This window comes from Bacillus sp. 95MFCvi2.1 (assembly GCF_000374965.1).
GTDB lineage: Bacteria > Bacillota > Bacilli > Bacillales > Bacillaceae_G > Bacillus_A > Bacillus_A pseudomycoides.
The window spans coordinates 83,021-97,276 of sequence record NZ_KB895693.1 but is presented as its reverse complement, the minus strand read 5'-3'; the positions used below and the strand labels follow the sequence as shown (position 1 = coordinate 97,276).

At 33.6% G+C, this 14,256-nt stretch carries 12 protein-coding genes; all 12 read right to left on the bottom strand.

Going from position 1 to position 14,256, the window contains the following annotated elements:
• Positions 1–61 precede the first annotated feature (61 nt).
• Positions 62–679 carry an acyltransferase gene (locus tag C568_RS0108105; protein WP_018781206.1) on the bottom strand — a complete coding sequence of 206 codons (618 nt, stop codon included), beginning with the start codon at positions 677–679 and terminating at the stop codon, positions 62–64.
• Positions 672–1,439 (bottom strand): glycosyltransferase family 32 protein, encoded by a 768-nt coding sequence (locus C568_RS0108100; protein WP_029427060.1) that lies wholly within the window; start codon positions 1,437–1,439, stop codon positions 672–674. Before C568_RS0108100 ends, C568_RS0108105 begins: the two co-directional genes overlap by 8 nt.
• A 61-nt stretch (positions 1,440–1,500) precedes the next feature.
• Complete coding sequence (locus C568_RS0108095) at positions 1,501–2,568, bottom strand: EpsG family protein (protein WP_018764957.1); 1,068 nt, start codon at positions 2,566–2,568, stop codon at positions 1,501–1,503.
• 152 nt (positions 2,569–2,720) lie between these two features.
• Complete coding sequence (locus C568_RS0108090; protein WP_003202126.1) at positions 2,721–3,623, bottom strand: glycosyltransferase family 2 protein; 903 nt, start codon at positions 3,621–3,623, stop codon at positions 2,721–2,723.
• 27 nt (positions 3,624–3,650) lie between these two features.
• Positions 3,651–4,763: a glycosyltransferase family 1 protein gene (locus C568_RS0108085; RefSeq protein ID WP_018781204.1), complete on the bottom strand. Its 1,113-nt coding sequence runs from the start codon at positions 4,761–4,763 to the stop codon at positions 3,651–3,653.
• 11 nt (positions 4,764–4,774) lie between these two features.
• A complete protein-coding gene (locus tag C568_RS0108080; protein WP_018781203.1) occupies positions 4,775–5,842 on the bottom strand; it encodes a glycosyltransferase in 1,068 nt (355 codons plus the stop codon).
• Positions 5,805–6,971: a glycosyltransferase family 4 protein gene (locus C568_RS0108075; RefSeq protein ID WP_018781202.1), complete on the bottom strand. Its 1,167-nt coding sequence runs from the start codon at positions 6,969–6,971 to the stop codon at positions 5,805–5,807. The genes C568_RS0108080 and C568_RS0108075 overlap by 38 nt, the downstream gene beginning before the upstream one ends.
• 111 nt (positions 6,972–7,082) lie before the next feature.
• Positions 7,083–8,897 (bottom strand): polysaccharide biosynthesis protein, encoded by a 1,815-nt coding sequence (locus C568_RS0108070; protein WP_003202117.1) that lies wholly within the window; start codon positions 8,895–8,897, stop codon positions 7,083–7,085.
• A 384-nt stretch (positions 8,898–9,281) separates the two neighbouring features.
• Positions 9,282–9,941, bottom strand: a complete 660-nt coding sequence (locus C568_RS0108065; RefSeq protein WP_018781201.1) for a CpsD/CapB family tyrosine-protein kinase — start codon at positions 9,939–9,941, stop codon at positions 9,282–9,284.
• A complete protein-coding gene (locus C568_RS0108060; protein WP_018781200.1) occupies positions 9,931–10,629 on the bottom strand; it encodes a YveK family protein in 699 nt (232 codons plus the stop codon). The genes C568_RS0108065 and C568_RS0108060 overlap by 11 nt, the downstream gene beginning before the upstream one ends.
• Positions 10,630–11,612: 983 nt before the next feature.
• Positions 11,613–12,494, bottom strand: coding sequence for a UTP--glucose-1-phosphate uridylyltransferase GalU (galU, locus tag C568_RS0108055; RefSeq protein ID WP_018781199.1), 882 nt, complete (start codon positions 12,492–12,494; stop codon positions 11,613–11,615).
• Between the two features lie 86 nt (positions 12,495–12,580).
• Positions 12,581–14,254, bottom strand: a complete 1,674-nt coding sequence (tagH, locus tag C568_RS0108050; RefSeq protein ID WP_018781198.1) for a teichoic acids export ABC transporter ATP-binding subunit TagH — start codon at positions 14,252–14,254, stop codon at positions 12,581–12,583.
• Positions 14,255–14,256: the final 2 nt, after the last annotated feature.

Genomic DNA, 14,256 nt, shown 5'->3' with positions numbered 1-14,256 from the left:
TTTTGATGTAAGTAAATGAAAGCAATCGCAGTATATGAATTCATATGGAATAAACTTTTTATTAGCTGCTTAAACTAGTGCGATCAATACACATATTCTCTCTTTTATTCACAAATAACGTATTAGAAGGAATATGCCCTTTTACAACGCTTCCGGCGGCTATTACTGTATTATCGCCTATAACAGTATCCTTCAATATAACTACATTAGAACCAATCCAAACATTCTTCCCTATCTTTACCTCACCTTTTACCAGATGGCTATCTGCAGGGTTTTTATAATTATGATCGTGGTCATTAATACTCACATTTGGCCCTATTTTTGTACTTCTTCCAATCGATATTCTATTTACACAGTTGATATTACAGTTATCATTAATAAATACTTTTTCTTCTATATCTAATACTCCGTCAAAATCCAGTCTAATGCTGGCATTCTTTCTTACAAATACAAACTTTCCAACATTGACTTTTGAACGCTTATTGAAAATCTCAATCTTGCTATTTGCTTGAAGAAAAAAAATTGAACACTTTATATTACGAAAATATATTACCTTATAGAAGGCACCTCTTAATGCACCAATTACATGCGAGATATTCATTAGTATAGTAAAATACAGTCCTCTATTACGGCTTTCTGCAACTATCGTTTGAACTATTTTCTTGAATACCTTAATCATGTGTATTCTCCTTAAAAGCTTCTTTTCCCATCACATATTTTCTTAGCCTAGCAATGTTATTTCCACCTATGGTTTTCGCTAAAATCAATTTTATATTACTCTTGATTCTTACTTTAGGAGGCAACCAACTTTTATAAAAATGATGCATTGCATATGTATTTTCAGTTATAAATTTTCTGCAATTGATATAATCATATGGAGAAAAATAAGTTTGTGGATAAAAAGCTCCCATACCGCTTATTTCTTGATATTCTCCATTTAATTTCAATCCTGCATTTTTTAGTATATTAGTTACAATCGCCACATTGGTTAAATCATCATGTTTTCCATCCTCTTTGATGAATCCTTTTCCTTCATATGAATCCAAAAACATTTTAATCAACTTATTTCCTTTCATAGCTCCTATAGTACTTGTCGCTATGTAATTTTCTTGTTCAAATCCCCAAAATGAATCATGATGGAGCATATTATCAAAAGGTTTGAATACCTCTACATCGGTATCTAAATAAATACCTCCAAACTTATAAAGAACATATACCCTTACATAATCACTTACAAATGCAAATTTTTTCGAATCATAGGCTTCTTTGACATATAAGTTACATTCTATGTCAAAATTATTTTCATTCCACTCAATAATTTCATATTCTGGGAGGTTCTTCTTCCAGCTATCTATGCATTTTTGTACAATCTCAGGTTTCTCTCTACCGCCAAACCAACAATAATGTATGGTTGATGGAATTTTCCTCACGTTCTCCAATTGATACACGCTCCCCCCGATATGCTTAAATTTATACTTAGAAGTAGTGTTACTGAAAAATCTATAAAGATAGATATTTACTTGTATAAATGATGCCTAAACTTATTACACTCTCGTAAAAATAATAAATGAGATAACACAATAAAAGTCCGTAATATACGAAATTCCTATCCTTTTTAGAAAATAATACAACAATCCATGAAATTAAAATTAATTGATATAAACTGAAATAAATGGTGAATCTTGCAAATATCCAATTTTGCGTTGAAATAATCATGAACACTAAACCAATTAAAGACATGTTTACAATGTAATCACTTTTCGGAAAGACTTCTCTTAATTTTTCTTTTCCAAGATATGCAAGAACTATTGGCACAGCACTAACTGCAACACGTAATACATTTGCTCCTCCCTCTGCAAAGTCCTTGTAGTGTCCATACTGAGTTGATTCTAATGCCGAGAACAAAGCTGATGAGAATTGGTTAAACCCAATTACTATAATGACCGAGAAGAACAGCAATACGTACGTATCCCATGCCCAAGCCTTTCTCCTAACCAAAAAATAGATTGGGATTAAAACAAGCGCTGACTTATGAATCATAGCTGCTAAAAGTACAATTAAAATATATTTTTTCCAATTTCCATTAAAAATATATTTTGTGGCCAGAAAGACAATAGATGCTGCTAAAAACTGCCTGATTCCATTCATGGATACTAAATACATTCCACCTGTAATATATACAAATAAGGCTAATTCAAGCATCCGGGAGTATTTATAAAGAGTTATTACAATTAATACATTTGTCACTAAGGCGACAAAAAATACCATTATCTGCGGATCTTTTGAGAAGTGTTGCAGAAACATCTGTAAAAGATCAAACCCAAAATCCCCTGAGAAATCAATATTGCTCCAACTGAATTCATTGTGGGCATAGGAATACATGTAAAAATAAGTATCACCAATATTATTTCTAAGTCCCGATACAATAACAAGCGATGCCATTGCCAAGAAACTAAGCATTTTATTTGGTTGAACTGGAACGATCCCATTGCTCATGCTCTTTGCAGAATATCTTGAAAAAAAAGATAAAATGTAAACTACAAAAAGGTTTATCCATAATATAGTCATTCCTTAACTCCTTCCACACAGCAAACAAGCAAGTAACTTAGACATGCAAAAGCACTGAAGAAAATAGATATATTTACACATAAATATATTAACAGATTCATTAGCCAATTATTGCAAGCTTACACAACAATTACCGGTATACCTTCAGCTTCTTAATGACGCTTTGAAACGGTTTTATTACTTGTATTCTGTATATAAAGATAGAGAAGAATCCCGAAAGGTATCGCCAGGAAAGTAGTACCCTTACATGGTGATTCTTTAAGAAAAGCATAATTTCTAATCATCAGATTACTAGATACATAATGTATGGATTCTCGAAATCTCTCCTTAAAAGAAGGAGCATACTGCATAGCAACCTTTCTAAAGAATAAAAACCCACGCGGATTTTTCTTATATTGTTTAATCATGTTCATACTCGAACCATCATCTAAATATTCCACATGGCATAAGACTTCATTCATAATAAGTAAAGGACATTGTTGATCAATTAAAATATACTTATAACTGAGCGGACAGTACTTTTCTCCTGAAAATATAGGATATGGCAAAGAATTTCTTGTCAATTCCGAACGATAAACTAGTTTCTTATCGCCTCTGACCCCATGAAGACCATACAAACCTGACAGTGTGGAAGATTTAATATTAGATGGCATTTTAGTTCCAATAATTTCTCCATTCTGTTTCGCATCCAACCCGACTATTCCAGCACACTTCTTACTTCCATGTGCCTTCCAAAATGAAGCAATCTTTTCAACAGCATCTTCAGCCATATAATCATCCGAGTCTATACACACATTTAATTCTGTATCAATTAATTCATAAGCGGTATTGTGTGCTCCATGCATACCTTGATTTTCTTGGTAATGATAACGAATGGGAACGACATCTTCTACAATCCAAGTATCAATAAGTTCCTTTGTGTTATCATTAGAGCCATCATCAATAATTAACCAAATAAAATCTTTACATTTTTGCCTCTTTAAACTTTCATAACATAAATGAAGGGTATATGCACGATTATATGTAGGCGTAAAAACGGTTAAGAGTGGCGTCATTGCAAACCCTCCTGCATCAAATTTTTATTATTTATAGGCATGTGCATAATAGTAATCTGTCAACCAGTTTGCCATAGTAGCCGTATCATAGCCACTATTTTGCATTACATTTGTTGTATCCTCATGCTCCAATGGTGAGGAAAGAATATAATCTGCCCATAATTCCGTTGAACTCTTTAAGCTCATAAATTTCATTCGGTCAGTCAAGTTAGATTCACTAGTAATTGCATCAGACACCACACAATTTAAACCTGCAGCCTGTGCTTCCACTAGTACAACTGGCAAGCCTTCAAAAAGCGAAGGAAAAAGAAAAATATCAAATCCTTGCATCAATTGCGGGATATCGGTTCTAGTTCCTAGAAATCTGACTTTAGAAGACAATCCTAAGTCAGCGACTTTTTTTTCAATGCTTGCACGTAGGGTACCCTCTCCTATGAGAGTCAGTATGGATTCTGGGTTCTTTTTATGTACAGCATGGAAAATATCTATTAAGAATTCATGATTCTTTTGCTTATTAAATCTTCCTACATGCCCTATAACTAACGTATTATCATTTGCCCCAATTTCTTCTCTTACTTTATTTCTTTTACTTTCATTATATTTAAATTCTTCAACATTCACTGCGTTATTTAGAACCGTTACTTCATTAGAATTTGTCTGTTTCTTTCCAAACAACCATTCTCCTGCTTTTTTCGAACATGCAAAATATGCAGTCGGATTGTCTTTCATCATAAATCTTGCATATAGTCGAAAAGGAAGTTTTATATCAATACCTAAATCACTTAAATGACTATGCGCAATACGGCATGGAACACCTGCATTTTTCGCTGCTCTTAATACAAAACTACTGTTCTCATTGATATGGGAATGTACTACTTTATATTCAGGATTAGTAGCAAAGAACTCTTTGAGTAATTTAAAATAACGGCGATAATTTCCAGGTCGTATCTGTGGCATTCGATAAATCTTCCCACCAAGCTTCATTATTTCATCATCATAATGTCCCTTATCTGTTCTATGTACCATAAAATCAAATTGAATCTTACTACGATCTATTCTTCGATAATAATTCATCAACATAGTTTCAAGCCCGCCGCGATTCATGACGGTAACTACTTGAAGTATACGAATAGGTTTCAAGAGTACCACTCCTATCTCATCATCTTTCTGAGTGAATCTATTGCCACTAACATAAAATAATACCCTGCGGTAAACCTATATTTTACGCAAAAGTAAAACGCCTTCCAAACAATAGGGAAGTGATTCATCTCTAATTGTTTAAAAGAACGCCTTATCCGATTATCATTTAGTATTTTACTTAATCTGTTAAATTTCGTTAATGGAGATATGCCATTACTTTTACTCATTGTATTTAAGCCAAGTCCGAGCGTATTAAGACAAATACGATTATTTAAGGCTAATCGAAAATTTCCTGATAGCTGCTTATCTTCTAAAAATTGCTCAATTATGTCATAAAGGTTAAACCATTGGTTCATCAATTCCGGTTTGTAATTAGACGTGACGGAAGCTGCATTTGTTTTCCAGTAATGATAAAAAGGCTTATTTAAAAAAACAAATTTATCAATATAATAAAATGTCTGTATATTAAATAACGAGTCCTCATTTGTACCAATAAAACTTAAATCCACAAACTGAATCGCGTTTTCTTTAATAACCTCAGAGCGATAAAGCTTTGACCAAACAGTTCCCCAAGCATCTAAGAATTCTGGATTTCCTATTTCTTCATCTATAGGACCGATTAAACGTCTCATTACATTTACTTTAATTTCTTCACCTTCATAACAAACTTTTTCAGGAAGATCAAATTTCTTCTCTTTTGAATGACTTCCAAATTCACGAGTATATGTACACATAACAACGTCTGCCTTACCTTGAACTGCTTCCTGATACAAGGTTTCATACATGTCCATGTCTATCCAATCATCCGGATCAACAAACCCAATATATTCTCCGCTCGCGATTTGAATACCTGCATTTCTTGCTGAAGAAACACCACCGTTTTCTTTTTCAATCACTATAATTCTTTTATCTTTCTTTGCGTACTCATTAAGTATACCTGCACTCTTATCTGTTGAGCCATCGTTTACCATAATGATTTCGATATCTTCGAGTGTTTGTGACGTTAGGCTGTTTAAACACCTTCCTAATAAAGTTTCAACATTATAGACAGGAACTATTATACTGATTTTCGGTTTCATCTGTTTCCTCCAGAATGTATTTCCCATAAATAGAACTCAATTCAGATTCAACTTGAATAATCGAATATTTATGCATTTTCTTTTTGCTTTCAATACCCATTTTTACAAGTAAGTCTTTTGATTTGTTCATCTCTAGTACTCTTAAACCAAACATTTGAGCATCTTGATTGGAAATGATATAGCCATTTACTTTATCTTCTACAAGTTCCAAATGTCCTCTGTTCTCACTTGCAATTATCGGTAACCCACAAGCCATGGCCTCCATAATATTAACCGGTAGACCTTCGCGAAGACTCGATGCAACCGCAATATCGCAGGCGGATAAAATTTTCGAGATATCATTCCGATAACCAAGGAAGTCCACCATTTCAAATACGCCAATTTGTTTAGCCAGATCTTTACAATCCTCTAGTGAGGGACCGTTTCCAGCCAATAGAAGCCTTGCGTTTGGGACACTATCCTTTATTAAAGCCAATGATCGAATCAAAAATTGTTGATTTTTATTTTTATTAAACTCAGCCGCATAGAACATCAAGAAATCAGTGGGCTTATATCCCATCTCACTCCTCAGACAAAGCTTTTGAATCTCATCAGTTGGTTTAAAGTATTCTGTGTCTACTCCCACTCCGTGTACTTGTTCAATTTCAACTGCTTTGAAACGCCGCTGAACAGCCAGATCATAATCCTCTTGATTTATTGTGATCAGACAGTCTGTGTAATTTGCCATTACTTTTTCAATAGGATAATATAATAACCAATTTATTAGCGGGGCACCTTTACAAAAGTGGAATCCGTGAGCAGTATATAAAACCTTTGTTCCATATTTTCTAGCATGTCTTGCTGCCAAACGTGTAAGGGCTCCCCCCATTGGTGTATGGCAATGAATAATTTTATATCCATTTTTATCAATGATAGCTTTCAACTCTTTATAAGCCTTAATGTTCTTGAGCTGCAAAGGGGATCTTTGAATAGAAAGTTCATACTTCTTATCCACGTATGGAAGGTCCATGTTGCCGGCAGCAGCAACATGAACTTCCCATCCCTGTTCTTTAAACCATTTCATATACGGCAAGTGAAATGCTTTAAAATGAATATCTACTGTTGCACAGAACAATACTTTATTTCCCACATATATCACCCTACACTCGTTATAATCTGTCTAACCAGCCTGTAACCTGTACATACTTCATTTTTCTAAATAGTAAAATACGTATCTAAACGCACGTATTCAAATCGACATTCACACTATATTTTGCGAAGCTATACGGTTATTTGCCAATGCCAATACCTGTTCTCTCAATTCTAATTTCTCAAGATTAGGGTATGTTTGAATAATTTCTTCAATTTCTTTTATATAAAGATTTGATGTTTTACCTATGTAAATTTTAGGATGGATTTGTTGCTCATGCACTTCTTCTTTTTTCAACAATTCTTCAAAAAGCTTCTCTCCAGGTCTCATTCCAGTGAACTTTATTTGTATCTCATCTAATGAATGTCCTGATAATGTAATTAAGTTTTTCGCAAGATCCACTATTTTGACAGGATCACCCATATCCAAAATGAATATCTCCCCACCTTTAGCTAATGCCCCAGCCTGTATTACAAGTTTAGATGCTTCTGGAATTGTCATAAAGTAACGAATCATTTTTGGATCAGTGACAGTCACTGGTCCCCCTTGCTTAATTTGCTTTTTGAACAGTGGTATAACACTACCACGGCTTCCTAATACATTTCCAAATCGTACAGCCACAAATTTCGTACTACTTGTTTTGTCTAAGTTTTGGATTACCATTTCAGCAAGCCTTTTTGTCGCTCCCATTACACTCGTAGGATTCACAGCTTTATCTGTAGAAATCATTACAAACGTCTCAACTCCATGCCAACTTGCTGCTGTTGCTACGTTTGTTGTCCCGATCAAATTATTTTTTATCGCTTCTTCAGGATTACGTTCCATTAAGGGTACATGCTTATGTGCAGCAGCATGATAAACAACTTGAGGATGATATTGACTCATGACTGACATCATTTTCATATCATCCTGTACATCAGCAATTTCTGTAGTAAAGATAATATCGGTGTCACTGTATAGCTCTTTTAATTCCATTTCAATGGAATAGATACTATTTTCACCATGACCTAATAAAATCAATTGTTTTGGGTTAAAATGTGCGATTTGACGACAAATTTCAGACCCAATTGAGCCACCTGCACCAGTTACTAAAATAACTTTATTAGTTATAAAATCTGAAATACTTTCAATATCTAATTCAACCGGCTCACGCCCTAATAAATCTTCTACCTGAACATCACGAAATTCATTTACTGAAACCTTTCCAGTCACTAAATCCTCTAACATCGGAAGAATTTGTGTTTTCATTTTTGTCTTAGAACACTCTTGGAAAATCATATTTAATTCTTTCTTACTAAGTGAAGGAATTGCTATGATGATACTGTCGATGCCTAATTTCTGAACAGTAGATTCAATGCGATTCACTCCCCCGACCACTGGTATTCCAAGTATATCCAGTCCGTGTTTCTTTATATTGTCATCAATAAAAGCAACTGGTAGTAATTCTGTTTCATTATTATTCAACAACTGCCGTACAACCATTGTACCTGCAGAACCTGCACCAATAATTAGCGTTCGTTTTTTATTGTCACCCTTTTGGATATAAGCATCTCGGAACATTCGCCATAAAAAACGTGATCCTCCGATCAATAAAACATGGATCATCCAAGTAACAACAAGTAGACGGAAATAAATATCATGGAGTAATATTTTTTGTACTACTGCTGTTGTGATAATAGAAAGTGTAACTGCTTTCAAAATAATGAGTAGTTCGCCTATACTTGCATACTCCCATGCTTTTTTATATAGCTTATAAATAAAAGAAAAAATATGATGGCTAAGAAGCAAGGTCATCGCACTTGCTACAATAGGCAATGTTATAACGTGGAAATCAGCACTTACTAAAAAGCGACTAAAGAAAATCGTGGTTAATACAATTAAGGAATCTACTAAAATTAATAGAAACAATCTTTGATGATACGTCATAATAGGCCCCTCTCTCAATTTTTTGTAACTAATATTTTTATCTATATATCTAACTAAAGATTTAAGGAAGGAAATAAATGACTAACTAATATAAAGTTCCTGTCTACAAGATCCTTCAAAAAGACTTTCTAGACAGAAACTTCAAATAAACACGGGCATTTAACCCTCCCTCACATCACGCTCTTGACGACTAACGTCTAAGGTGTTTTAACCCACAGCATAATCGAGTGCCTCCATTGATAGCGGTAAGGAGACATCACCGTACCATATACTTTTTTTATAGGTGACCTTGCATTCTCTACCGAAGAATGTCCTTCCTCCTTACCCTATGAGCTAAAAAGTACTGTATGAGCATCGTCCACATAACTGATTTGAATAAAGCTCTTATACCTTTTTATTCAAAATAGCCCCTAGAAACCTACTGTTGCTTAAACCTAACACTCTTTCTGCTTCAACTACCGCTTCACTAGCAGTTTGATTGCAACTTAATACCAACAATACGCCATCACACTGACTAGCTAGTATACTCGTGTCTGTTACTTCCAAAAGAGGTGAAGAGTCAAATAAAATAACGTCATATTGTTCTATTACTTTGTTAATTAAATCTTGCATGGATGGTAAGCTAAGTAGCTCAGCTGGATTATTAACTTCAGAACCACTTGTTAAAACATGTACATTTTTGATTTCCGTCTGAATTACCGCCTTCTCTAGCGTTACTTTTCCCTCTAGGATATTTGTTAATCCCGATCTATTTTCTATTCCAAAAATTTTATGTAGTTCTGAAGTTCTTAAATCCGCATCAATGACTAAGACCCTTTCATCCTGCTGAGCCATAGAAACCGCCAAATTTGCCACAGTAATGGTTTTCCCTTCCCCATATCCAGGAGAAGTAATTATTATAGTTCTTTTTTTATCTGCTTCAGATACAAACTGAAGATTAGTACGAATTGTTCGATATTCCTCAGCAACCTTCGAATTCGGAGCTGTATGCGCAATTAAATTACTATTATCAAGAGGACGACTTTGTTTTTTATTAAGAATCAAATGTTTTTCCTCCTACCATTACACTTTCTTTCTGACTGTTTTTATCTACTATATTATTTTTTTTCATTTGGGAAACACTTCCTAAAACAGGGATCGGTAGTAACTTTTCAATATCACGTTCCGATTTAATTGTTTCATCAAGGGAATCCAATAAGAAAACGATCCCTATACTCAATATAAATGCGGCAGCCATGGCCAGCTCTATCGTACCTGCATGATTTAAGTTTATTGGCGAAGGGTTTCCTTGTGCGTTTGCTTCTGTTAAAATACGAACACTTCCGAAATTCATAACAGATTTTGCTTCTTCTTTATAAACATTTGCTGTAACATTAGCAATTTGGGCAGCCTGCACTGGATTAGTATCTATAGCTGTTATAGTGACAATCTGTGATTCTTCCACCTTTCCAACACTTATCTGTCCGCTTAATGCGCCTGCTGATTTTTTCAAATTTAGTTGCTGCGCTACTTTTTCTAAAACAACAGGTTCTTTAATCATCACTTTAAGTGTACCCATTGCTTCAGGATTTGCCGGAATAAGGATCCTTGCGGAAGATGAATATAAAGGCGTTTTCATAAAAAAACTGTATATCCCACCAACTAATCCGGCCAATATTGTGATTACTGCCATAATCCAAAATCTTCTTTTTATAATATTAAACAAGCTTTTTAAATTTATTTCCTTCTCCATACTTCCCCTCCACTATTATTTAATTGATTAAAAATGAAGTTACATATATATTGAACAACATCATTTAATTTACATCTGAATATATTTACAAATCACCATCCGAATATACATATTTCCACTTGTTCAAAGATGTACAAAATCACTCCTGATTTTTATTACAATGACTGACCCTAAAGCATGAATAAATCCTCAAAAATTCCTTTATAGTGTTACACTATTTCATGTAACACTATAAAGGAATTAGTGTTAGTATCCTCCACATAGAACATTGCACAGTCTTTTTAACAAAGCCTTACTCTGTAAGGTTTTAACTATATACCTATGTATATTTACTTTTCATAGTCAGGGGAAATCAATCAAAATTATACATATTTATCCTAGCGTTAACACGTATATTTAAATTAACATTCATATATTTAAATTAATATTTATATATTTAAATTAATATTTATATATTCAATGTAATTTAATGCAAGACAAGAAAATTGAACTTTTCAAGTATAGATTTGATTAACAAAACAAACGTTTCGTTTCATTAATCATAATATACTCATGTATTATTCATTTTAGTTCTTGATAATACCCCCGTCAATATAAATTTATACGTCCAATTCACTCTCTACCTAGAATATCCCATTCAATTATCTTCATATAAATTCACACATAATCTCATAAATAATTATTTCAAGGAAGTAAAGATCGTATAGTCATATGCATATTACCCAATTAAATTCTTGTGACGGTATCTATATGTCTAACAACCGCTTATAAAAGAGTTTAAAAACAATTGTTGAATTATAGAGTTGAGGTCCTCTTATTAAAAAATGAAGCAAAATAGTAGCATACTATAAGTAGCCGATAACCATTTATAAATAAATGAAACAATATTATCCTCTTTTGACGATTAATGAAAGAGAAATAACATTAGAAAGTCCCATTCCAAAACTAACATAGACTTAAGTTCTTTTTTGTATCGTTAAAGCTTAGTTACAAACCATTTCGCTTTCCACTAACTTTTTCATATAATCTAATAGCTCTTTTTTTAACTCTTCATGTTGTAGTGCCATTTCAACAGTTGTTTGAATGAATCCAAGCTTTTCTCCAACATCATAGCGTTTTCCTTCGAAATCATATGCAAATACACGTTGAATTTCATTTAAACGCTGAATCGCATCTGTTAACTGAATTTCTCCGCCTGCTCCAGTTTGTTGATCTTCTAAGAACATAAAGATTTCTGGCGTTAACACGTAACGTCCCATAATCGCTAAATTAGATGGTGCTGTTCCTTTAGCAGGTTTTTCAACAAATTTACTCACTTGATAACTGCGATCCTTTTTCTCTAACGGATCAATAATACCATAGCGATGCGTTTCATTCTCTGGAACAGTTTGAACACCAATTACCGATGATTGTGTATTCTCATATTGATTCATTAATTGGCGTAAGCACGGCGTATCCGCTTGCACAATATCATCACCAAGTAATACTGCAAATGGTTCGTTTCCAATAAATTTACGTGCACACCACACAGCATGTCCTAAACCTTTAGGCTCTTTTTGGCGAATATAATGAATATTGATCTTTGAAGATTCTTGTACTTTTTCAAGAGTTTCATACTTTCCTTTTGATAGTAAGTTTTGTTCTAATTCAAAGGAATGATCGAAATGATCTTCAATTGCACGTTTTCCTTTTCCTGTTACGATAATAATATCTTCAATTCCAGACGCAATTGCCTCTTCCACGATATATTGAATTGTTGGTTTATCAACAATTGGTAACATTTCTTTTGGCATTGCTTTTGTTGCTGGTAGGAAGCGAGTCCCTAATCCGGCTGCTGGAATAATAGCTTTTCTTACTTTTTTCAATGATATTCCTCCTAGTACTATATAATTTTTTTATATTTACTTGATTGAACAATTAACAAACACACTTATTATATCAATAATTCTCCTCATTTTAACATATCGGAGATGGATATTTGCTCAATTGTTGAACCATTAGAAGCAAACTTAAAATCAAACTTATCAGATCGATAAATTAATAAAGAACTATCTTCGTTTTTCAATTGTGCTTCACCCAATTGTTCTAACAACGTTGCCTTCAATATATTTACGTTCTTAAGACTTACCTGTTTAACAATCAATTGATTATTATATAAAACATCAATTTCTTTATATTTTGTTAGTACTCCTTCTGGTACTTTTTCTTCATTTTGAGGAATACCTATTATACTAGTTACATCCTCTTTACGCTTACCTAAAAAAGTAAGGGCTTGTTCCAGATTTTGAGAAGTACCTTCTAATTTTTTTATTTTATTTACAACATCCTCATAAGATAATGCATGAGTAAATGGAATTGAGCTTACTATCTCTTCACTAACCCATCCTTCTTCCCCATTATCATAAATAGCCTTCAACCAATTGACCCCAGATTTTTCATCTTTTTTCTGATCCTTTACCACAAAAGGTGTTCCAAATACCATAGTAGCAATCGCTTGTCCCTCTAACGCTGGCACACTTCTCACACGAGCTTTAGCAGAATTTACATACCGAACATCTAAATCAGCTAATGGATTCTTCTCTTGTTTAACAACCTTTGCTTGTCTAGATTGTTCTTTCTTTTGTTCTTTAGCCTGTAAAGGAGAAAAGATATTATCCCTTTGCCAATACGTCAATCCACTTATAGTTGTAATTAGTAATACACCAATTAAGCCAGCAATATACTTACGTTTGATTCGATTATTCTTACTGTGAACATGCGCTCCACTTAATCTAGGTGCATAATTGGAAGCTTCTTTTGGAACCTCTTTTGAAGCAATATTTACCTCTGCCAACCCTTTTCCTGCCTGTTTCTCCATTGCTTCTTTTTTGAAGTTTTGCTGCTCTTCTTTACTCATTTCCTTATATTCTTTTAAGAAACTTTCATACTTCGGCATTACTTCCTCAATAGGACCATAGTCTCTAATTTCACCGTATTCAAGCCATAGAGCCTTTGTACAGAATTTTTTCACTTGTCCTAAAGAATGGCTAACAAAAAATATTGTTTTGCCCTGTTCTTTAAATTCATTCATACGGTTTAAGCATTTATCAGCAAATGTTTGATCACCTACTGATAAAGCTTCATCAATTACGAGTACATCTGGATTAATACTAACTGAAATCGCGAATCCTAAACGCGATTTCATCCCGCTAGAATATTTTTTTACTGGCATATCAATAAACTTACCTATATCAGCAAAATCAATAATTTCAGGTGTTAACTTTTCAATTTGTGCTTTACTCATTCCCATCATTAAGCATTTAAGCTCAATGTTTTCTCTACCTGACAATTGATTATTAAGACCAGCTGCGATTGCAATAAGTGCGACTTTCCCTTTTATATCGATACTTCCAGTTGTAGGCGGTGTAATTCCAGCAATCAAATTAGACATTGTAGATTTTCCAGAACCATTTACCCCAACAATACCAATAACATCGCCTTTTTGAGCCTCAAATTCTAAGTTTCTTAATGCATAAAAGTCTTCACCAAATCCTCCAGGATACAGAATATCCTTTAATTTCTCAGAGTTTTTGCTATGCATTTTATATTTTTTTGTTACATTATGAAACCTCACTGATTCATTCATTT